The sequence below is a fragment of the Leisingera sp. M658 genome (genome assembly GCF_025144145.1).
Taxonomy (GTDB): domain Bacteria; phylum Pseudomonadota; class Alphaproteobacteria; order Rhodobacterales; family Rhodobacteraceae; genus Leisingera.
The window spans coordinates 1,606,539-1,627,477 of record NZ_CP083546.1; the positions used below are offsets into that span (position 1 = coordinate 1,606,539).

The window sequence follows — 20,939 nt, forward strand, 5'->3', positions numbered from 1 at the left end:
TGTTCCGCGCCTGATGCAAGCATGTCCGCTGCCGGGATCCCGGCTGCAAGCGGGCTAAGCTTCCTCAAACGCGGGCAGATTTTTGGCGTGAGAAACTAGAGGGCAATGTGAAGCGTGACGCGGCGGCGTTGGATGCGCTTGTGTCCAAAGGCTGGAAGGCGTTCATTGTGTGGGAATGTGAGATCAGGCCCGAGGCACTTGATGTTCTCTACAACCGCATCATCGAAACGCCGGTAAGGCGTTGATAATCCTCAAATCCGATCCGAGCAGTGTTTTCTGTACTTATTCTGTGCTCAGAAAGAAAAAGGACTTAGCGGATGAGCGCTAAGTCCTTGAAATCTTTGGCTCCGGCGGTAGGGATCGAACCTACGACCAATTGATTAACAGTCAACTGCTCTACCGCTGAGCTACGCCGGAACGGTTCGTGCCGTATAGCGCCCTCGGGATCAGGCGTCCAGAGGGCGTGAGAGACTTTTTTGAAAAAAATCAACCGCCGCGCTGTTCGAATACGGCGGTGGCGGAAAGGACGCCTTGCGACGCGGTCAACTTGCGGCCGGTGAGGTCAACAAGGTGAGCGAAAACGTTGCGCTCAGCTGCCTTTAGCAAAGCCGGCGGGGTCTCGGTATAGATCTGCCGGGCTAAGGAGGCTGCGCTGGCCGGCGCGATTAGAAGCACGTCCAGAATTGCGGCCTCGCGGGATTCGCGGTGGGCGATCAGCCAGTCGAGCCGTCCGGCAGGATCAAAAATCGGCGCGCCGTGGCCTGGGTGGAAAACACGCCAGCTGCGCTGGCGCAGGCGGCGGCAGGAGGCCATGAAATCCGTCAGGTCGCCATCCGGCGGCGACACCAGCGAACTGGCCCAGCCCATCACATGATCGGCGGTGAAACAGGCATCATTCCAAGCCAGGGCGATGTGATTGCCGAGGTGGCCGGGCGTGTGGAGGACCTCCAGTTCCCAGCCGTCGCCTCGGATCATTTCGCCGTCGCCGACTGTTATGTCAGGAGAGAATCCGGTGTCGATGCCTTCACCGCCGCCGGCCAGCCCGTCGGCGGCCAGCTGCCGCATGACCGCGCTGCGCCCGGCTGCGGGCCCGCCAAAGGCATAGACCGGCGCACCGGTTGCCTGGGCCAGCGCCCGGGACAGCGGCGAATGGTCCAGGTGGCTGTGGGTCACGATGATATGGGTAATCCTTTGGTCCGGCTGCACAGCGGCCAGGATCGCGGCAAGATGCGGTTCGGACTCCGGCCCCGGATCAATGACGGCCAGGCCGCCGGTGCCGATCACATAGGTATTGGTGCCGCGATAGGTCATCGGCGAAGGATTAGGCGCCAGAATGCGGCGCAGGCCTGGCTCCAGCTCCTCGGCCAGGCCTGCCTGCGGGTTGAATTCATCCGGTGCCTGCATGGTTTTGCTCCGCTGCTGTTTTCCTGGCCAGTGCGCGCCTGGACCGTCTTTCCTCTTTTCCAACCGCCCTATAGGCTTAGCCCATGTTCTTCAAATGGCTCAAACGATATATGCCGCGCAGTCTTTATGCCCGTGCGGCTTTGATCCTGGTGGTGCCCATTGTGGCGCTGCAGATTGTGGTGTCGGTCGTGTTCATCAAGCGCGATCTGGAGGATGTGACCGTGCAGATGACGGCCACCATTCAGCGCGAGTTCGAGTTGCTGCGCCAGGTGGCGGACAGCGCCCCGGATCAGGAGGCCGCATTGGCGCAGATGGGGCCGCTGCTGCAGCCGCTGAAGATGCAGGCGCGGTTTCTGCCGCCCGGTGCGCCGCTGCCGGAGGATCAGTTCAGCCTGATTGAGTTTTCCGGCCGGGTGGTGCGCGAAGAGCTGGAAAAGACGTTTCCGGGGTTTCTCGCGGCGCGGTTTCCGGCGGACCGCACGGTGCAGGTCTATTTCGGCTCGGCGCATGGGCTGATGGAACTCAGCTTTGACCGCCGCCGGGTAACTGCCGCAGCACCGCATCAGCTGATTGTCACCATGCTGCTGTTCGGCTTTCTGATGATGCTGATTTCCTTCCTTTACATGCGCAATCAGCTGCGCCCGATCAAGCGGCTGGCCAATGCGGCCGAGGCGTTCGGGCGCGGCCGGGCGGTGCCCTATTCGCCGGCCGGCGCGCTGGAGGTGCGGGCGGCCGGCAGCGCCTTTCTGGATATGCGGGCCCGGCTGGAGCGCCAGATCGAGCAGCGCACGCTGATGCTGTCGGGGGTTAGCCATGATCTGCGCACGCCGCTGACGCGGATGAAGCTGGAACTGGCGATGCTGGACGAGGAGGACGCCGCACCGATGCTGCGCGACGTGGATGAAATGCAGGCGCTGCTGGATGCATTCCTGGATTTTTCCCGCGGGGCTGCAGTCAGCGAACCTGAACCGGTGGACCCGCAAGAGCTGGTCCGTACCATCATCAGCGATTGGCAGCGCCAGGAAAAACAGGTGACGCTGGGCGGGATGTCCGGCGCGGGCGAGGTGATGCTGCGCCGCCAGCCGATGCGGCGGGCGGTGGAGAACCTGATATCCAATGCCGTGCGCTATGGCTCCCAAGCGCGGGTTTCTGTGGCGATGACCGAGCGCTCCATGCGGATCCGGGTCGAGGATGACGGCCCCGGCATACCAGCCAGCCAGCGCGGCGATGCCATCCGCCCGTTTACCCGGCTGGATCCGGCCCGTAACCAGGACCGCGGGTCTGGTGTTGGTCTGGGGCTGGCGATTGTGGCGGACATAGCACGTGCCCATGGCGGCACCTTGCGGCTGGGCGAAAGCACGGATCTGGGCGGGCTGAAGGCTGACATCGTAATCGCGCGCTGACCGCTAACCCGCACTGGCCGCTGCACTGGCCGCCGCACGGGGCGGGCGCCTGAATGCGATCGGGTGTTGCGCGGCGGCGGCCTGCAGCGCACGCCTGCTTTGCCCAATCTTCTTTCTTTGCAGCTATCAATCGGGCCCCGGGCAGCTTGTCCGGGAAAGAAACACTGTTGGGAGAGCTCTCATGCCTCAGATTGATCCGTTTTCCAACCACCGCCGCGGGCTGGAAAGCCCTGCCACTCATCACATGGTGATCACGCCGCAGGACGGCACCGACCTGCCGGTACGGCCGCGGGTGCTGCGGGTGCTGGCCTCGGGGGATCTGGTGCTGCGCGATGAGGCGGGCACAATCATCACCTACGCGGTTACCGCCGGTGAAACCATCGGGTTTTCCGCAGCGGGTATTGAAGCGACGGGTACGACCGCATCCGTGGCTGGGTGGTACTGATGCTGGGGCTGGGGCATTCCGCCACCAGGCTGACCGGTCCGGCGGCTGCACTGCACCCGTTTACGCCCGCTGCCCTGTTTGATGCACCCGGCGCGCTTGGCGGCTACTGGGATCCGTCCAGCACCGGCGGGATGTTTCAGGATATCAAAGGCCGGGTGCCGGTGGCCGGTCCCGGCGATCCGGTGACGCTGATACTGGATGGCGCACAGGGTGTAATGGCCGCCGCGGGCGCCGGGCCGCTGGCGCAGCGCCTCAGCGGACAGGGGACGGAGCTGTTCGCGGCTCCGTTCTCCACCACCAGGAATTTCGCGGACAACGGCGACGGCAGCTTTACCTGCACCGGTGATGGTTCCGGCACGTCCTATGCCTACAAGGATGGGGCCGGGATCACGGTGGGGGACTGGTATTTCGTGTCTTACGAAGTCTTTGGCTTTCTGTCGGGGGGCTTCCGCGCCCGGGTGGGGACCAGCGCGGATGATACAGGGATTGGCCCCTGGCAGGTCGCCAATGGCACGGTTGAGGTTCTGCTGCGCGGCGACGGTTCCGGCGGCAACTTCTGGATCGAGGGCACACCTGCAACCCAAGGATCAGTGCGCAATGTTTCAGTGCGCAATGTCCCCGGTCTCCATGCGCTGCAGGAGGGAGGGGACAGCTTCAGGCCGCTGCTGATGCAGGAGCCGGTCAGCGGTGCCTGGTATCTGTCAAACGACCTGGTTGACGATCGATTGACGGTGCCGCTTCCGGATTTGGGAGCGCAGGCCACAGAATGGCGCGCAGATGAAACCGGTGTGGTGATCAGCGGCGGTCTGACCATCGCCGCGGGGCTGCGGGATTTGCCGGTCAGCCAGAAGCTTTACGCCTATGGTGTGGTCAACAGGGCGCTGACAGCAGTGGAAACCGCAGGCCTGACTGCCTGGCTTAATAGCAAACGCGGGGTGTGACCGTGGACGAGGCTGGGGGGCAATACCTTGCCAGGCCAGGGCTGGTCCGGACAGGCTGCTTGCGGCCCGCTGTCTTCAGCGGCCCGCAAGCGTGCTGCCAGGTTCAGGCAAGTTCCTTGGACAGTGCGGTGAAGCCCTGTTCTATTGCCGAGGCGGCCTTGATCAGGTTTTCCCCGCCCGATGCGATGCTGGTCACTGCGGTTGTAAGGCCCAGGCTGCCGATCCAGATCGCCCATTTGGTCCAGACCGGATCCTTGTGGCGCAGGGCGTCAACGGCCTTTTGTGCATTGTCGCGAAATTTCTCGGCCGGTTTGATGCTGACGTGATACGCCTCGATATCCTTGATCAGCTTGGCCGTGGCCTTACGGGCCGCTTCCATGGCGGCAAACAGCCCGTCGAGCTTTTTGCTTTTATAGTTGCGGTCCTTGGCCATCTTGCCCAGCTTCTTCTCAATCTCCTTGTCGAGCTTGCCCTGCTTATCCAGCAGCTTGTTCAGCTCCTTGCCGAGGCCCGCAATCTCCAGATCTATGTTCTTGAGTTTGGCCTTGTAGGTCTCCAGATGCTTATCCACCCGGTTGAAGCCCGCGGTTTCGATCATCAGGAAGTCGGCCAGGAATTCCTTGCCGATCTCCTTGGCCTTCACCTTGGCCTTGGACTGTTTCGCATAGGAGGTCACCAGCTGTTTCAGCGCCTTTTCCAGCTCGCCATGAATCTTGACGATGTCAGACGTCACCTTTTGCACAGCGCGCGCCACCGAGACGATGCTTTGCGCAATGCCGTAAATGCTGGCGGCAATCGACACGCCGCCGGTCACCGCACCTGCCGCCAATGACGCTGTGCTGCCGATGGCGCAGGCGCTGCCAAGCACAATCGCACTGACCACCTTGATGCGGTATTTCTTGCGGTCTTTGTTGGCCTGCTTCCACTTGTCGAAATGTTTTGTCGCGACCTGCTCAATCGACTTTTCGTAATTGGCAAAGATCTTTTTGATGTCTGCGTCCAGCTCCTTGCATTCCTTATCAGTCAGCGGCAGCACCGAACCCAGATCGTTTGCCTGGCTGACGCGCAGGCTGCATTCGGCCAGAAGCTTTTTGTATTCCTTGGTGGCGTCATCATAAAGCTTGGCGACAAAACGGGCGTCGGTATCCAATTCGGCGGCCACTTTCTTGTCGACTTCCACGGTGGCGGCAAAATTCATATTGCCGAGCTGAACAAACTTCGGCTTCACCGCCTTGGTCACCTCGTTCTTGACGTCTGCCTTGATGATTGTGAGTTTTTCGGTTGCCATTGTGTTCTCTCATGCCTCTACAGGTCTAGTGGCCGGATGGATGCCCTAAAACAGCTTGGAAACACAACGAAACGAATAAAACCGGCCTGCTCATTGGCCACTTTAGCCATCTGGCGGTTAGAAAAAAGCAAAAGCTTCCTGCCAGGCCGGGGATTGGAATGGCATCGGCCGTTTCCGGACGCAAATCAGTGGATCGGGAAGGATCGAAACAGCGCAGCCGAACCGGAGGCAAGGCGGGGAGGGTGGTAGGCCCGGCAGGATTCGAACCTGCAACCAAAGCGTTATGAGCGCTCTGCTCTAACCGTTGAGCTACAGGCCCGCCATGGTTTCGTGGTTAGGAAATGGGACGGGCGAGGTCAAGCGGTGATTGCAGGGCGCACCGGTGAATTTGCCGTGCGGGGCCGGTGCAGTGCCTCCAGCCGCGCCACCGTGTTCTCGATGGTCAGATCCCGGCGCCGGTCCGGGGTGCGGCGGGAGGGGTAGACCGCAAAGACTTCTTTGAGCGGCGCCTCATAGCCGGGCAGCACCAGTTCGTATTCACCAGCGGCAAGCTGCGCCTCGATCATGAAGCGGGGCGCGCGGGTAAAACCGGTACCGCTGCTGACGGCCCGCATGATCAGATCCGGGTCATCGGCGGTAAAGCCGACCTGCACCGGCGCCGGAAACTCCTGCCCGCCGCGGCGCAGCGGGAAGAAACCGCGGGTCTGGTCCTCGTGGTGCTGGATGAATTTGAGCCGCTGCAGGTCTTCCGGTTTCTGCGGGCGGGTTTCGCGGTCTAGATATTCCGGTGTGGCAAACAGCACCGTTTCCAAGGTCGATATCTTGCGTCCGAACCCGTCGGTATCCCCCAGCCGCCCGGTGCGGATCGCCAGATCGTAGCCTTCGCGCACCACGTCGACCAGCCGGTCCTCGAGCCGCATCACGATATTCAAGTCCGGGTGCTGCTGGTTCAGCTCCAGCAGCATCGGCCCGATCACGCTGCGCCCGAGGAAAGAATTCACGCTGACGCGGAAAGTGCCCGATACACTGCCCTCCAGCGCGTCCAGCTCTGCCGTCATCCGGTTGTAGCCGGACAGCAGCGTCTGCGCGTGGCTGTAGATCAGATCGCCCGCACGGGTGGCATGAATGCCCTTGGCGGTGCGGTGCAGCAATTGCTGGCCTGTCAGGGTCTCCAGTTGCTTGATCTGCTGGCTGACTGCGGATTGGCTGATACCGCGGCGCTGGGCGGCCCGGTTCAGGCTGCCTTCGTCCAGGGCAATGGTAAATGTCTCAAGCAGGGTGAACCGGTCCATCGGATGCCTATCAGTGTTGCTTATAACTGCTATCGGATCTGCTGGGCTGTAAGTACCGGACCATCAGGGTTATTTCCGGCTCACAGGAAAATTCTCCTCAATTGGATATCGGAGTTTCTTATGACAATCAATCGCAGGGTATTTTTGAACGGGCTTGCGGCGGCTCCGGCGGCGGCACTGGCAGGCGGGTTTTGGGGCGGCGGCGCTGCTATGGCTGCGTCAGGGGCAGCAGAGGCGGCGCCAGTTACGCATTCTTTCACTTTGGGAGATGCCCGGATCACGGTTCTTCTGGACGGGCATCTTCCGCTGGGGACGCAGCTGTTCAATGATTACGACGCGGCTAAATCCGAACCCGTTCTGGCGCAGGGGCTGCACCGGTTGCAGGACGGCGCGCTGCAGATCCCGGTCAACGGCTATCTGGTGGAGCGCGGCGGGCAGAAGCTTCTGATCGACACCGGCACTGCCCAGCTGATGGGGCCGGGGCTTGGCGCGCTGGGAGCCGGTCTGGCGGCAGCGGGCGTGACGCCTGAGAGCATCAATACGGTGCTGCTGACCCATATTCACCCGGACCATTCCGGCGGGCTGATCACCGCGGACGGAGCCGGGGTTTTTGCCAATGCCGAACTGGTGGTCGCGCAGCGGGAATGGGATTTCTGGCATGATGACGGGATCCTGGCCGGGGTGCCCGAGGCCAGCCGCGGCTTCTTTGACATGGCCCGCAATTCCGTGGCGCCTTATGCCGGCCGGCTGAAATTGCTGCAGGGAGAGGAAGAAGCCGCTCCCGGTTTCACTGCGCTGGAGCTGCCGGGCCATACGCCGGGCCACACCGGCTTCATGCTGGATGCGGGCGGCGAGGGGCTGTTGTTCTGGGGCGACCTGATTCACAGCGCCGCGCTGCAATTTGCCCTGCCGGACTGGACCGTCGCCTTTGACACAGACCCCGCGCAGACGGCGGCGACCCGGCGGCGGATGCTGGACCGGGCGGCAGCGGATAATCTGCTGGTCACCGGCGCGCATCTGGATTTCCCGGCGCTGGGCCGGGTGCTGCGCCAAGGCGATGCCTATGCCTATCAGGCGGCACCCTGGCAGTTTGGTATCTGAGATTGGCGGTACTGTCGTGAAAACCACCCTGCTGCGCCGTCCGGGATGGCGCAGCAGATTCCCTAGTTCCCTTCTGATGCGCCTTGCGCTAAAGGCTGCGCAACCGATTTGAAGGAGCCAAGTGATGACCAGCGGCAAGAACGGCTTGACCTATGCAGACGCAGGTGTGGACATTGATGCGGGCAACGCCCTGGTCGACCGGATCAAGCCGGCCGCCAAGCGCACCAACCGCTCTGGCGTGGCCAGCGGGCTAGGCGGCTTTGGCGCGCTGTTCGATCTGAAGGCTGCTGGATACAATGACCCGATCCTGGTCGGCGCCACCGATGGTGTCGGCACCAAGCTGCGGATCGCCATCGACACCGGCGTGGTGGACGGCGTTGGCATCGACCTGGTGGCGATGTGCGTCAATGATCTGGTCTGCCAGGGCGCCGAGCCGCTGTTCTTCCTCGACTATTTTGCCACCGGCAAGCTGGAAACCGAAGTTGCGGCACGCATCATCGAAGGCATCGCCGAGGGATGTGTGCGCTCGGGCTGCGCGCTGATCGGCGGTGAGACGGCTGAAATGCCCGGCATGTACCCGGAAGGCGATTTCGACCTCGCAGGCTTTGCTGTCGGCGCGATGGAGCGCGGCACGGCGCTGCCCGAAGGCGTGGCCGAGGGCGACGTGCTGCTGGGCCTGGCCTCTGACGGGGTGCACTCCAACGGCTACTCATTGGTGCGCAAGCTGGTAGACGTTTCCGGCCTCGGCTGGGATGCGGACTGCCCGTTTGGCGAAGGCACCCTGGGCGCCGCACTGCTGACCCCGACACGGCTCTATGTCAAACAATGCCTGGCCGCGGTGCGGGCAGGGGGCGTGCATGCGCTGGCCCATATCACCGGCGGCGGCCTGACAGAAAACCTGCCGCGGGTTCTGCCCGAGGATCTGGGCGCCGACATCGACCTGAACGCCTGGGAGCTGCCGCCCGTGTTCAAGTGGATGGCAGAGACCGGCAATATCGCCGAAGCGGAAATGCTGAAGACCTTCAACTGCGGCATCGGCATGATCCTGTCGGTTTCTGCCGACCGTGCTGACGCGCTGACAGGAATTCTGGAAGGCGAAGGCGAGACCGTGGCCCGCCTGGGCACCGTCACCGCTGGCGCCGGCATGCGTTATACCGGCAAGCTGCTGTGAGCCATAAGAAGGTCGCCATACTGGTTTCGGGCGGGGGCTCCAACATGGTGTCCCTGGTTGAAAGCATGACTGGCGATCATCCGGCCCGGCCCTGTCTGGTGCTGTCCAATGATGCCGAAGCGGGCGGTCTTAAAAAGGCCGCCGCCGCCGGAATTGCCACCGCAGCCGTGGATCATAGGCCTTTCGATGGCGACCGTGCTGCCTTTGAGGCGGAGCTGGTGAAGCCGATCCTGGAGGCTGGCGCCGATATCGTCTGCCTCGCGGGTTTCATGCGGGTGCTGACCGCCGGGTTCGTGTCGCAGTTCGAAGGCCGGATGCTGAACATCCACCCCTCCTTGCTGCCGAAATACAAGGGCCTGCATACCCATGCCCGCGCGCTGGAGGCCGGCGATGTTGACCACGGCTGCACCGTGCATGAGGTGACGCCGCGTCTGGATGACGGCCCCATTCTGGGCCAGGCACGGGTGCCGGTTCTGGAAAACGACACGCCGGATACGCTGGCGGCCCGGGTTCTGGTGCAGGAACACCTTCTGTATCCGGCTGTGCTGCGCCGCTTCGCCGCGGGAGATAAGACGCCGGTTCAGCTGGGCTGAAGCCCGGCTGATTGCATTGCCCGGGACAAGCGCGTATCACGTCCCGGCCCACATGAGATTGAAAAGCCGGAATTTATGAAAACTCTGACCACCACCGAAGACCTGCAGGCCTTTTGCGAAACCGCCGCACAGTATCCTTATGTCACGGTGGATACCGAGTTTTTGCGGGAACGGACCTATTATTCCAAACTCTGCTTGATCCAGCTGGCCTTTGCCGGCGACGGCGAAAATGATGCGGTTCTGGTTGATCCGCTGGCCGACGGTATTTCGCTGGAGCCGCTTTATACGCTGTTCCGCGACGAGAACGTGGTCAAAGTGTTCCACGCTGCCCGTCAGGATCTGGAAATCTTCTGGGTCGATGCGAACGTCTTTCCCAAGCCGCTGTTCGACACTCAGGTGGCGGCGATGGTCTGCGGCTTTGGCGATCAGGCGGGCTATGAAACGCTGGTGCGCAAGATCGTCAAGCTGGGCGTCGACAAGACATCGCGCTTTACCGACTGGTCGCGCCGCCCTCTGAGCGAGGCGCAAAAGACTTATGCGCTGGCCGATGTGACCCATCTGCGCAAGATTTATGAGTTCCTGGCCGCGGAATTGCAAAAGAGCGGACGCGCCCATTGGGTGACCGAGGAACTGCAGGTGCTGACTGACCCGGCGACCTATGACATTCAGCCCCAGGACGCTTGGAAACGGGTCAAAACCCGGACCTCCTCGGGCAAGTTTCTGGCGGTTGTGCGCGAATTGGCGGCGTTCCGCGAAACCTATGCGCAATCCAACAATGTGCCGCGTAACCGGGTGTTCAAAGATGACGCGCTGGTGGAGCTGGCCTCGACCAAACCGCGCAATCCCGGCGATCTGGGCGGATCCCGCCTGCTGTTGCGCGAGGCGCGCAAAGGTGCGATTGCCGAAGGGATCCTGGCGGCCGTGGCCAAGGGGGCTGACTGCCCGCCCGAAGACCACCCCAAGATGGACCGCAGCAAGGAAAAGCTGCAGGTAAACCCGGCGCTGGCGGATCTGTTGCGGGTGCTGTTGAAGGCCAAGACCGAAGCGGAGGGCGTGGCGGCCAAGCTGATCGCCCCCAGCGCGGACCTGGACGCTATTGCTGCGGGGCTGCGCGATGTCCCGGCCCTTAACGGCTGGCGGCATGAAGTGTTCGGCGCCGATGCGCTGCGTCTGTGTGACGGCAAGATCGGTCTTGCTGCCAAGGGGCAGGACGTAAAGGTTGTGGAGCTGTAAGACGCCCCAGCCGCTGTAAGCAATTCTAAAAAAAGAAAAACGCCCGCAAATCCTGCGGGCGTTTTTCTTATCGGTCGGTCTTGAAATCAGCGGCGGCGGCTTTCGCGGGCATTCTGCGCGCCATTCACACGCACGGTGCGGATACCGGCCAAGTCCTGATTTGTGACCGTGCGGGCGGCATGGATGGTGCGGCTGAATTCACTGCCGGTTGCGGTGCTGGTTTCCGGGTAGACCACCCGGAAATCCAAGCTCAGGACGCCCTCTTCACTGCTGTCGGCGGGGCGCAGAACAACGTCATAGGCGCCCTGGCGGCTGGCAATGGCCGTTGCATAGATGATGGCGCCGGATGCGGTGCGTTCGATCCGCATTTCGGTGATCTGGCCGGCCAGGACAGTGGTATCCTTGGGCTCAGGCCGGGCAAAGATGCCGCGGGCATTGCTGTCTTGCGGCAGCAGCGGGTTGGTGTTTTCCGCCACCGGCGCTTCGGCAGGCGCGGAGCTGCCGAACCAGTTGGACGGGTTGATCCGCGACTGTTTCCAGCCGCCGCAGCCTGCCAGCATCAGCGCGCAGGCCAATGTAAGAGCCAATGGTTTATGCATCTGTCCCCGCCCATTCAAAATGTCTTTGCAACGGATTACCCGATTGGCCGCGGCTTGAAAAGCGGTTGAAATGGGGCGGGCAGGGGCTTAGGTGCTGATCTGCACCGGATGCGGGTTTTGAGGATGGACGATAATGGCCACTGCCGCCTTTGAAGAGATCGTGGAAGACTTTGAGTTCATGGAGGACTGGGAGGACCGCTACCGCCATGTCATCGATCTGGGCAAGGCGATGCAGCCGCTGGACGACGCGCTGAAAGTGCCCGCAACCAAGGTCGACGGCTGCGCCAGCCAGGTCTGGCTGCATGCCACGATCGACGGCGGAGAGTTCCGGTTCGACGGCGACAGCGATGCGATGATTGTGCGCGGACTGATTGCGGTGCTGCGCTGCCTGTACAATGGTCTGGGGTATAAGGACGTGGTGGCCGTGGATGCCAAGGCAGAGCTGGGACGGCTTGGGCTGAACGATCATCTGTCTTCGCAACGCTCAAACGGGTTGCGGTCGATGATCGAGCGGATCCGCGAAACCGCGATGGCCCAGGCCTGAGGCAGCAGGGCGAGGGGCCGGCCCCTCGCGCTCCCCGGAGTATTTCAGGAAAGATGAAAGGCTAGCCTGCCCAGCCTGAAAGCGTGGTTTCCAGATCGCCATAGCCGGTGTGGCGGTGTTCGAATTCCAGACCCATGCGGTCCGCGCAGTCGCGCGCCTTTTCCACCAGCTTGGGGTCGCTGATCTGCGACTGGTAGACCAGTTTGGTGTAATTGCCGAACACCATGTCCCGCAATTCGGGGTTCTTGTCTATGCCCATTGGGCGCCAGATAAAGGCATCGAATTGCTTGACCAGGAAATCGGTCAGGTAAAAGGCAGTGATTTCGCCTGCATCCGCATGGGCGGCGAAGGCCTCATTGCCTTCAAAAAAGGAATAGCAATGCGGGCCTGCCACCATTTCAACGCCCAGCTCTGCGCATTTGCGTTCCAGCGCACCGCCGGTTCCGCAATCAGCATAGACCACGAAGATCTTGTCATAAACGGCTGAGTGTTTGGCTACGGCGCCGTCGACGGCATCGACAATCTGGTCCGGATAGAGGTGCAGTTTGGCGGGCAGGCAAGTGAGGTCGATGTGATCCAGCCCGTTTTTCTCCTTGATATCAAGGATCTCGCGCGCAAGCGCGCCACAGGCGATCAGCAGGATGCGGCCGGATTTCTTTTCAGGGGCAGCCAAGCCCTGTTCGGTGAGGGATGTTTCCTCAAGCGTCCGCCCGGTGGGGGGGCGGAAGGCAGCCCGCTCGGTCAAGCGGGCTGCGCGTCCTTTGCGTGCCAAATCAGGCGCTCATCGAGTTGTGCTTGCGGGCCACCATATCCTTGGCCATTTCCACAGCCACGGCGGCGTCACGGCAATAACCGTCGGCGCCGATTGCCTTGCCGAACTCTTCGTTCAGCGGCGCGCCGCCAACAAGCACGATGTAATCATCACGCAGGCCTTGCTCGACCATGGTGTCGATCACCACCTTCATGTAGGGCATGGTGGTGGTCAGAAGAGCTGACATGCCAAGGATGTCCGGCTTGTGCTCACCCAGGGCTTCCAGGTAATTTTCGACCGGGTTGTTGATGCCCAGATCGACAACTTCAAAGCCCGCGCCTTCCATCATCATCGAAACCAGGTTTTTGCCGATGTCGTGGATGTCGCCTTTGACGGTGCCGATTACCATCGAACCCACCTGCGGGGCGCCGGTTGCAGCCAGCAGCGGTTTCAGGATGGCCATGCCGCCCTTCATCGCGTTGGCCGCCAGCAGAACCTCGGGGACGAACAAGATGCCGTCGCGGAAGTCGGCGCCAACGATGGTCATGCCGCCTACCAGAGCCTTGGTCAGAACATCATACGGCGCCCAGTCGCGCGAGAGAAGAATGCCAACGCCTTCTTCGATTTCCTCTTTGAGACCATCATAGAGGTCGTCAAACATCTGCTGAACAAGTTCCTCGTCATCGAGTTCCGACAGGATGATGTCTTCTTCGTCCGACATTCGCATATTCCTTGCTTACGGGGCGGCGTGCCTCGTGTTGGCCTAGTTTTGGGACTTTTGTGACAGAATGACGCCCCGGGACTGCATTGTTTGCGACATAGCTATTGTCCGAACCGACGTATAAGAGGAAATTCGATGATTTGGTAATGCGGATTATGCATGAAAATCTTCAGTTCTGCGCATTTGTTCTTTATTTGTTCTTGCTGCGGGTGCATAGTGCGGCAATGCCTTATCAGGACGGTTCCCAGCCCATGCGACGCAAAGCGCGTGCCAGTCTCAGCAATGCGGCAGGGCGGTTCGATTTGGACCGTTGCCAAGTAGATGATGGCTGGTTGCCAGAACCGGATACGGAGGTGATTCCCACTGAAGTGCGGCACGAGACGGCGCGGTCGCTGATCAGTTACAACCGGTCGCCGGATCTGCCGTTTGACCGCTCCATCAACCCTTACCGGGGATGCGAGCATGGTTGCATCTATTGTTTTGCGCGGCCCAGCCATGCCTATCTTGGCCTGTCGCCGGGTTTGGATTTTGAGACCCGGCTGGTCGCACGCCCCAATGCGGCCGCGGTGCTGCGAAACGAACTGTCGGCGCCGCGTTACAAGGCGGCCGTGCTGGCGCTAGGCACCAATACCGACCCGTATCAGCCGTGCGAGCGGGACCATCGCATCACCCGCAGCTGCTTGGAGGTTTTGCGGGATTTCAATCATCCTGTGGCGATCGTCACCAAGGGTGCGATGGTGGAGCGGGACCTGGATATCCTGGCGCCGATGGCTGCCAAAGGGCTTGTGCGGGTGGGGGTTTCCGTTACCACGCTGGACCCGGAACTGTCCCGCCGGATGGAGCCGCGGGCCCCTTTGCCAGCCCGCCGTCTGGCCGCCATCCGGCGGCTGACGCAGGCGGGGGTGCCGGTGCGGGTGATGACCTCCCCTGTCTTGCCGGGGCTGACCGATCATGAGCTGGAGGCGCTGCTGGCAGCCGGGGCGGAGGCGGGTGCGGATGCCGCCAGCTGGATCATGCTGCGGCTGCCGCGGGAGGTGTCGGAGCTGTGGCAGGAATGGCTGGGCAAGCACGAGCCTGGCCGTGCGGCCAAGGTAATGGCGCGGTTGCGGGAAATGCATGGCGGGCGCGACTACGACCCGCGCTGGGGCCACAGAATGCGCGGCGAGGGGCGTTATGCCGAAATGATTGCGCAGCGGTTTAAGGCAGCCTGCCGGCGGCTGGGGCTGAAGGAGCGGACACCGGATCTGCGATGCGATCTGTTTGCCAGGCCGCCGCAGCCGGGCGACCAGTTGGCGTTGTTTTGATCCGCCTTTGATCCTGAGGAGCGGCTTTTTGTGCTAGGCTGTGATCATTCATGATTGAAAGGAAGGTGTGCTATGACTGCTGTCGCAGTGAAGGCACGTGTCACCGGCCGCGTGCAGGGTGTGGCGTTCCGCACCTGGGCCAGGGCAGAGGCGTTGCGCCACGGCCTGTCCGGCTGGATCCGGAATGAGCCGGACGGGTCGGTGCGGGCGTTGCTGATGGGGCCGGCCGCTGGCGTCGCCGATATGGTGCGCCGGATGGGCCGTGGGCCTGGCGCCGCCGCGGTGAAGGATGTGCTGACCGAACGGACAGTTCCCGACCCTGAAGTGAGCGGCTTCACAATCGTCCGCTAGGCCGGTGTGAACAGGCGGCTGGCGTCCTGTGCTGGGGCTTGCTGCGCAAGTAATACGGGCGGTCGCGCAGATAACATGCGTGTGCAGACAGGACATCCTGAGGGATTGTGAGGCGCGTTGGAGCCCAAAACAGGCTGAGACATAAGGGCGGGGCGCCGCAGGGCTATTGCGGCGCCGTTATTTTGCATTCCGGTGCTTCCACTGGCCGCGCTATAGTCCGCGGTGGCGGTGGCCCGAAAGATCAGGCGCGGCGGCGGCGGCGCGTGCGGCGCTCACCGCCTGCGTTTGCGTCTTCACCGGTACCATCGCTGTCGGAGGTGAAGGGGCCAAGCACTTCGACGATTTTCTCAAGAGCCGGGCGGTCGCCGCGCGGGCGGCTGTCCAGAGCGTCGCGCATTGCGCGCAGATGATCCGGCATGGTGCCGCAGCAGCCGCCGATGATCCTGGCGCCCGAGTCGCGGGCCATCACTGCGTATTCCCCCATCAGCTCGGGCGTGCCGTCGTAATGGATGTGGCCGTCGACATATTTCGGAATACCGGCATTGCCCTTGGAGATGATCGGGCGTTCAGTGCCCTGCGCCGCAAAGCCGAGCACAGTGCGCAGGATGTCCGAGGCACCGGTGCCGCAATTGGCGCCAAAGGCCAGCGGAGCATTGTCGAATTCCTCCACCAGCTGGGTGAGATCCGCCGAGGTCACACCCATCATGGTCCGCCCTGCGGTATCAAAGCTCATGGTGCCGCACCAGGGCATGTCCGCCAGTTTAAAGGCCTCAGCCGCGGCGCGGAATTCTTGCGGTGCCGAAATGGTCTCCAGCCACAAAACGTCGGCGCCGCCCTCCTTCAGGGCGTCAGCCTGCTCATGGAACATCTCGACCGCCAGGGCATGGGACATGTCACCGATGGGTTCAAAGATTTCTCCGGTCGGGCCGACGGAACCGGCCACGGCGATTTTGCGTTCCGCCTTGTCTGCCACCTCGCGGCCCAGTTCGGCAGCAATGCGGTTCAACTCGCGCACGCGGTTCTGAGCGTCATGCAGTTTCAGCCGCGCGGCAGTGCCGCCGAAGCTGTTGGTCAGGAACAGGTCGCTGCCCGCATCAACCGAGCCCTGGTACAGCGCCAGAATTTTCTGCGGTTCGTCCACGTTCCACAGTTCCGGCGCATCGCCGGACTGCAGGCCCATGGCGAACAGATTGGTGCCTGTTGCACCATCCGCCAGCAGGGCGTCTTTGGTTTCCAGCAACTGTTTGAAAGTGTTTGTCATCGGTTTCATCCCGTGTCAGCAGGCCGCCCGGGCGGGCTGGGCGGTAAATCGGTCTGTGTCCCCTGTCTCATGCCGGGCGGGCAAGGGCAATTTCATTTTCTTCATCTTCATTATGAGCGGGCGCTGCGGCGGCTGCGGGCTGCACGGCGGGCGGGCGGTGCACCAGGCGCAGCAGCTCGCCGATGCAAAGCGCCATCTGCAGCCAGCTGGGGGCTGCCATATAGCGCGGCTCCCACCTTGGCGCAAAGCTGGCCTTGAACCGGCGCAGGCCCCGGTCCACGCCCTTGGCCAGGCGGTGACCGGGCACGGCTGCCAGCGACAAGCGCGGGATACTTTCGGCTGCGGCGGCAGCTATGCCGGCCCGCACCAGCGCATGGCCGGTCCCGTCCGGAACATCAGGGCGCATCCGGATCAGATCCAGGCACCATTCGCGGGCGGATGTGTGAAAGCTGGCAAAGCCGATCAGCTGCCCGTCCCGGAACGCCAGGATCACCTCCTGGGCGGCCAGATAGCCAGGTTCAAACCGGCCCATCGTGGTGCCATAGGCGGCGCCATGGGCCGATTGCCAGGCTGCATCGGCGTCCCGCATCTGATCAAAGGGCAGCCGGGCCGCGGCGCGGCAGACCTCAATGCCTGCTTTCTCCGCATGACGCAGTTTGCGGCGCAACTGGCGGCAGGAGGAACCGCCCTCGGAAAACTCAAGCGGGTTTAAAACCGCGTCTTCGGCGATCAGCAGGACGCGCCAGCCGGACTTGCGGGCGTGCAGCGCACTGCGCCCGCTGCATTTGTAATAGCAGGCGGCGGCGTTGCGGGTTTGGGCATGGCGGGCCAGCGGAGCAAAGGTTTCGGCTGCAAGGCCCGACAGTGGATCAAACAGCGCAATCGATGCCTGCGGGCTGTCCAGCATCGCAATCCGGTTCAGGCCAAACATCTGCACATGGCCGCCGTTCTGCCGGATAATCCCGGTTTCAGAGCATGCCCTGCTGCCGGGCAGGGCGGCTGGCGGCAGGCTGCGGCTGCCCAGCAGGTCTGTATCGCCGGCGGCTGCAGCCCTTGCCGGCAGCAGTCCGGGATAGATCATCAGCAAGGCGGCCAGAACCGCCGGCACTGCATAATAGACCAGACGGAAGGCCAGCAGCCCGGCGATCAGACTGTGGTCGGGGACCGCAGGCAGCAGCGCGCAAAGCGCCAGTTCAAACGGGCCGGCCCCGCCGGGGGCTGAAGACACAACTGCAAACCCCAGCGCAATCGCATAGGCCGTAAGCAGCTGCGCCCAGGATGTTTCAATTCCGCCCGGCAGCAGCAGCCACAACGCTGTGCCGGCGGCGGCGACGTCGACGGCCGCCCAGAACCCCAAAGCGGCCATTGCGGTCAACGAGGGCCAGCGCAGCCGCAGCCGGAACAGCGGTGTTTGCGGATGCAGAAAGCTGAAGACCGATACGCTGGCGGCGGCGGCCAGGATCACACCGCCAGCCCAGGCCAGGCCCGGCGACGGCGGTGCCAGGATCAGCGCGGCACCGCAGATTACCGAAAGTGCTGCCAAAAATGTGACAGCCACCAATGCTGTGAGCTGGCCAGCCTGCAGCGGCGACAGGCCGGGCAGCAAGCGCCAGCGGGCATAGCTGCCGGTGATCAGGCCAAACCCGGCAGTCTGCGAAAAAGCGATGGCGGCCATGCCTGCGCGCCGCGCTGCAGGACCATCCAAACCGGTGCCAAGATGGCGGTGGGCCACGGAATCATAACGTCCCAGCGCCCAAAAGCTGAGGCCGGTGGCCAATACGGCGGCCCCCCACTTCCAGGCGGGCAAACTGCCCAGGATGGCACCAAGCTCCCGCATCGGCGGCAATTCGGTCTGTGTTTGCAGCAGCCAAAGACAGCCCCCCATCACCAGAAAAGGCAGGGTCAGCCGGATCAGCCGCGCAGCCGGCCTGGGGGCGGTGGATTTTGAAAACAGCATGGCAATCCTTGGAAGGCAGCGCAAAAGGCCCTTGGCTGCCAGTGTACCGGGTGCTGTTTGCAGATCAGTTAACCGCTAAAACTGCGCTGATTACCGTAGTGGCCTTCCCTATCATTGGATAGGCAAGGCAGGCAGGGTGTTGCGGCAGCCGCATGGTGACGCTGCCGGCGGGCTCCGTGCCGGGAAGCGGCGGAAGGCGCCGGGCCGGACTGGCGGTCCGGCCGGGTGATCAGCTGGCTTCGCTCAGAATTTCTGCCTGCGCCTGCGGCATCAGTTCCTGCAGTTTGCCGCGGATCTGTGTTTCGCTTGCCTGAGAGCCGAGGTCGCCTGACAGCTTGCGCACGATATCCTCATGGCCGGCTTCCTCAAGATCAGCAGCAACGACGGACTGGGCGTAATCGGCGGCAGATGAGCCGCTTTTCCCCAGCAGCTCTGCCGCCCAAAGGCCGACCAGCTTGTTGCGCCGCGCACGGGCTTTGAACTGCATTTCCTCATCATGCGCGAATTTGGCCTCAAACGCCTGTTCGCGTTCGTCAAATGTAGTCATGACTGATCCTCATTAACCGTTTGCACCTAGCTAATGATAGGAGCATGATCCCTGCCGAGGGCAAGAAAAAACTGTTCTTGATAAAGCCTTTGTGCCCGGCGCAAGGCGGGTGGGCTGCCGCGGGCGGCGGCTGCCGCTTACCGGGGCTGCAGCTGCAGGGGCGCGATCCCGTGCAGCAAGCTTGCGGCTGAAGCCCCCTTGCACTATGAGGGCGGCACATCGCAGGGCCGGATTCCCGGCATTGACCCGAAAGGCTCCCAATGGCGCGTCGCAAGAAAATCTATGAAGGCAAGGCCAAAACACTGTATGAAGGTCCCGAGCCGGGCACCATCGTGCAGTATTTCAAAGATGATGCCACCGCCTTTAATGCTGAAAAGCACGACGTGATCGAGGGCAAGGGTGTTCTGAATAACATTCTGAGCGAGTTTTTCATGCTGGGCCTGGGGCAGATCGGTGTGCCGACCCATTTCCTGAAGCGTTTGAATATGCGCGAGCAGCTGGTGCGCAGCTGCGAGATCATTCCGCTGGAAGTGATTGTGCGCAATTATGCTGCAGGCTCGATCTCCAAGCGCCTCGGGATTGACGAGGGCACCCAGCTGCCGCGCCCGATTGTGGAATACTGCTATAAGGACGACGCCCTGGGCGATCCGCTGGTCACCGAAGAGCATATCGCCGCCTTTGGCTGGGCCAGCCAGCAGGACATGGACGACGTCCTGAGCCTGGCGCTGCGGGTGAATGACTTTCTGTCCGGCGTGTTCCTTGCCGTGGGCATCCGTCTGGTGGATTTCAAGATCGAGATCGGCCGCGTCTATGAGGGCGACTTCCAGCGTCTGGTGATCGCCGACGAGATCAGCCCGGACAGCTGCCGCCTGTGGGACGTGAAGACAGGCCAGAAGCTGGACAAGGACGTGTTCCGCCGCGACCTGGGCAGTCTGACCGATGCCTACAGCGAAGTGGCGCGCCGCCTGGGCGTGATGCCGAACAACCCGCCGGCGCCGGGCAAGCCGACGCTGGTCAACTAAGACGGTCCCGCCCTGCGGACAGGGCGGGATTTTGAGTATTTTTGCAAAGAAGAAGCCTGGATGGGGCTTCGCCACCGAAACCTGAGGGATGATGCAATGAAGGCACGGGTGCATGTGATGCTGAAGAACGGGGTTCTGGATCCGCAGGGCGAGGCGGTGCGCCACGCGCTGGGGGCCCTGGGCTTTGACAAGGTTGAAGGTGTGCGGCAGGGCAAGGTGATCGATCTGGATCTGGCAGACGGCGCCACCGAGGCAGACGTGACCGCAATGTGCGAAAAGCTGCTGGCCAACACCGTGATCGAATCCTACAGCATCGAGCTGCAGTGATGAAGGCGGCGGTAGTAGTCTTCCCGGGTTCAAACTGTGATCGCGATTTGGCGGTGGCGTTTGAGCAGGCTGGTTTCGACGTGTCGATGGTCTGGCACAAGGACAGCGCGCTGCCGGAAGGCGTCGATATCGTTGGTGTTCCTGGCGGTTTCTCCTACGGCGACTACCTGCGCTGCGGTGCTATCGCGGCGCAATCGCCGATCTGCAAGGCTGTGGTCGCGCACGCAGACCGCGGCGGCTATGCCATCGGCGTCTGCAACGGATTCCAGATCCTGACCGAAACCGGCGTGCTGCCGGGCGCATTGCTGCGCAACGCAGGTTTGAAATACATCTGCCGCACCGTGGACCTGAAGGTGGCGACGTCTGAGAGCGTCTTTACCCAAGGGTACAGTGCAGGCGATGTGATCGGTGTGCCGATTGCCCACCATGATGGCAATTATTTTGCCGATGCAGAGACCGTCAAGGCGCTGCAGGACCAGGACCGGGTGGCCTTCACCTATGCAGACAACCCCAATGGTTCGGTTGCTGATATTGCCGGTATCCTGTCGGACAACCGCCGCGTGCTTGGCATGATGCCGCACCCGGAACGGGCCGCGGATGAAGGGCACGGCGGCACCGATGGCACGGCAGTCTTCCGCGCATTGGCGGGCATGGTCACTGCGGCGTGACTTGAGGATGCGGGGC

23 protein-coding genes and 2 tRNA genes are annotated in these 20,939 nt (G+C 62.5%); 14 read left to right on the forward strand and 11 right to left on the reverse strand.

All coding sequences use genetic code 11. From position 1 onward, the window contains the following. Positions 1-107 precede the first annotated feature (107 nt). Positions 108-245, forward strand: coding sequence for a hypothetical protein (locus K3724_RS08050; RefSeq protein ID WP_259991662.1), 138 nt, complete (start codon positions 108-110; stop codon positions 243-245). A 97-nt stretch (positions 246-342) separates the two neighbouring features. Here the strand turns inward: K3724_RS08050 and K3724_RS08055 are convergent. Then, positions 343-417 (reverse strand) — tRNA-Asn (locus K3724_RS08055). Between the two features lie 69 nt (positions 418-486). After that, positions 487-1,404, reverse strand: coding sequence for an MBL fold metallo-hydrolase (locus K3724_RS08060; RefSeq protein ID WP_259991664.1), 918 nt, complete (start codon positions 1,402-1,404; stop codon positions 487-489). An 83-nt stretch (positions 1,405-1,487) separates the two neighbouring features. Here K3724_RS08060 and K3724_RS08065 point away from each other — a divergent pair, with 83 nt between their 5' ends. From K3724_RS08065 to K3724_RS08075, 3 genes are all read left to right on the forward strand, one after another. Beyond that, entirely contained in the window at positions 1,488-2,807 is a 1,320-nt protein-coding gene (locus tag K3724_RS08065; RefSeq protein ID WP_259991666.1) for an ATP-binding protein, read from the forward strand. A gap of 181 nt (positions 2,808-2,988) precedes the next feature. Beyond that, the gene (locus tag K3724_RS08070) at positions 2,989-3,252 is read left to right on the forward strand and encodes a hypothetical protein (RefSeq protein ID WP_259991668.1); all 264 of its coding nucleotides are present in this window, start codon (positions 2,989-2,991) and stop codon (positions 3,250-3,252) included. Then, positions 3,243-4,193: a hypothetical protein gene (locus K3724_RS08075; RefSeq protein ID WP_259991670.1), complete on the forward strand. Its 951-nt coding sequence runs from the start codon at positions 3,243-3,245 to the stop codon at positions 4,191-4,193. Before K3724_RS08070 ends, K3724_RS08075 begins: the two co-directional genes overlap by 10 nt. A 103-nt stretch (positions 4,194-4,296) precedes the next feature. Here the strand turns inward: K3724_RS08075 and K3724_RS08080 are convergent, their stop codons facing one another. The 3 genes from K3724_RS08080 to K3724_RS08090 form a co-directional block, all read right to left on the reverse strand. Further along, positions 4,297-5,481, reverse strand: coding sequence for a hypothetical protein (locus K3724_RS08080; protein ID WP_259991672.1), 1,185 nt, complete (start codon positions 5,479-5,481; stop codon positions 4,297-4,299). Between the two features lie 243 nt (positions 5,482-5,724). Beyond that, positions 5,725-5,800: transfer RNA gene (locus K3724_RS08085), tRNA-Ile, on the reverse strand. Between the two features lie 37 nt (positions 5,801-5,837). Beyond that, a complete protein-coding gene (locus tag K3724_RS08090; protein WP_259991674.1) occupies positions 5,838-6,773 on the reverse strand; it encodes a LysR family transcriptional regulator in 936 nt (311 codons plus the stop codon). Between the two features lie 120 nt (positions 6,774-6,893). Between K3724_RS08090 and K3724_RS08095 the strand changes: the two genes are divergently transcribed. The 4 genes from K3724_RS08095 to rnd all read left to right on the forward strand — a co-directional run bounded on the left by K3724_RS08095 (position 6,894) and on the right by rnd (position 10,871). Beyond that, entirely contained in the window at positions 6,894-7,874 is a 981-nt protein-coding gene (locus K3724_RS08095) for an MBL fold metallo-hydrolase (protein WP_259991676.1), read from the forward strand. Between the two features lie 124 nt (positions 7,875-7,998). Beyond that, positions 7,999-9,045 (forward strand): phosphoribosylformylglycinamidine cyclo-ligase, encoded by a 1,047-nt coding sequence (gene purM, locus K3724_RS08100; protein ID WP_259991678.1) that lies wholly within the window; start codon positions 7,999-8,001, stop codon positions 9,043-9,045. Further along, a complete protein-coding gene (gene purN, locus K3724_RS08105) occupies positions 9,042-9,638 on the forward strand; it encodes a phosphoribosylglycinamide formyltransferase (RefSeq protein ID WP_259991680.1) in 597 nt (198 codons plus the stop codon). The genes purM and purN overlap by 4 nt, the downstream gene beginning before the upstream one ends. Positions 9,639-9,713: 75 nt before the next feature. Further along, a complete protein-coding gene (gene rnd, locus K3724_RS08110) occupies positions 9,714-10,871 on the forward strand; it encodes a ribonuclease D (protein ID WP_129371149.1) in 1,158 nt (385 codons plus the stop codon). An 86-nt stretch (positions 10,872-10,957) separates the two neighbouring features. Here rnd and K3724_RS08115 read toward each other — a convergent pair whose 3' ends face one another. Next, a complete protein-coding gene (locus K3724_RS08115; protein WP_259991682.1) occupies positions 10,958-11,470 on the reverse strand; it encodes a hypothetical protein in 513 nt (170 codons plus the stop codon). Between the two features lie 133 nt (positions 11,471-11,603). Between K3724_RS08115 and K3724_RS08120 the strand changes: the two genes are divergently transcribed. Continuing rightward, a complete protein-coding gene (locus K3724_RS08120) occupies positions 11,604-12,014 on the forward strand; it encodes a SufE family protein (protein ID WP_259991684.1) in 411 nt (136 codons plus the stop codon). A gap of 61 nt (positions 12,015-12,075) precedes the next feature. Here the strand turns inward: K3724_RS08120 and K3724_RS08125 are convergent, their stop codons facing one another. Both K3724_RS08125 and K3724_RS08130 read right to left on the reverse strand, forming a co-directional pair. After that, complete coding sequence (locus K3724_RS08125) at positions 12,076-12,786, reverse strand: DUF1638 domain-containing protein (RefSeq protein WP_259991685.1); 711 nt, start codon at positions 12,784-12,786, stop codon at positions 12,076-12,078. Position 12,787: 1 nt separating this feature from the next. Next, on the reverse strand, positions 12,788-13,486 hold the full coding sequence (locus tag K3724_RS08130; RefSeq protein ID WP_129371145.1) for a B12-binding domain-containing protein: 699 nt from the start codon (positions 13,484-13,486) through the stop codon (positions 12,788-12,790). Positions 13,487-13,737: 251 nt separating this feature from the next. Between K3724_RS08130 and K3724_RS08135 the strand changes: the two genes are divergently transcribed. Both K3724_RS08135 and K3724_RS08140 read left to right on the forward strand, forming a co-directional pair. Beyond that, positions 13,738-14,790 (forward strand): PA0069 family radical SAM protein, encoded by a 1,053-nt coding sequence (locus K3724_RS08135; protein WP_259991688.1) that lies wholly within the window; start codon positions 13,738-13,740, stop codon positions 14,788-14,790. Between the two features lie 72 nt (positions 14,791-14,862). Next, positions 14,863-15,141 (forward strand): acylphosphatase, encoded by a 279-nt coding sequence (locus tag K3724_RS08140; RefSeq protein WP_259991690.1) that lies wholly within the window; start codon positions 14,863-14,865, stop codon positions 15,139-15,141. A 241-nt stretch (positions 15,142-15,382) separates the two neighbouring features. On the opposite strand, the gene bmt is transcribed toward K3724_RS08140, so the two are convergent. From bmt to K3724_RS08155, 3 genes are all read right to left on the reverse strand, one after another. After that, complete coding sequence (gene bmt / locus K3724_RS08145; RefSeq protein WP_259991692.1) at positions 15,383-16,402, reverse strand: betaine--homocysteine S-methyltransferase; 1,020 nt, start codon at positions 16,400-16,402, stop codon at positions 15,383-15,385. Between the two features lie 67 nt (positions 16,403-16,469). After that, positions 16,470-18,359, reverse strand: coding sequence for a phosphatidylglycerol lysyltransferase domain-containing protein (locus K3724_RS08150; protein WP_259991694.1), 1,890 nt, complete (start codon positions 18,357-18,359; stop codon positions 16,470-16,472). Between the two features lie 229 nt (positions 18,360-18,588). Further along, positions 18,589-18,906 carry a DUF1476 domain-containing protein gene (locus K3724_RS08155; RefSeq protein WP_259991696.1) on the reverse strand — a complete coding sequence of 106 codons (318 nt, stop codon included), beginning with the start codon at positions 18,904-18,906 and terminating at the stop codon, positions 18,589-18,591. A gap of 260 nt (positions 18,907-19,166) precedes the next feature. Between K3724_RS08155 and purC the strand changes: the two genes are divergently transcribed. From purC to purQ, 3 genes are all read left to right on the forward strand, one after another. Continuing rightward, positions 19,167-19,928, forward strand: coding sequence for a phosphoribosylaminoimidazolesuccinocarboxamide synthase (purC, locus tag K3724_RS08160; protein WP_259991698.1), 762 nt, complete (start codon positions 19,167-19,169; stop codon positions 19,926-19,928). A 96-nt stretch (positions 19,929-20,024) separates the two neighbouring features. Then, positions 20,025-20,255, forward strand: coding sequence for a phosphoribosylformylglycinamidine synthase subunit PurS (purS, locus tag K3724_RS08165; RefSeq protein WP_027258722.1), 231 nt, complete (start codon positions 20,025-20,027; stop codon positions 20,253-20,255). Next, the gene (purQ, locus tag K3724_RS08170; protein ID WP_259991700.1) at positions 20,255-20,923 is read left to right on the forward strand and encodes a phosphoribosylformylglycinamidine synthase subunit PurQ; all 669 of its coding nucleotides are present in this window, start codon (positions 20,255-20,257) and stop codon (positions 20,921-20,923) included. The genes purS and purQ overlap by 1 nt, the downstream gene beginning before the upstream one ends. The last annotated feature ends 16 nt before the right edge of the window (positions 20,924-20,939 follow it).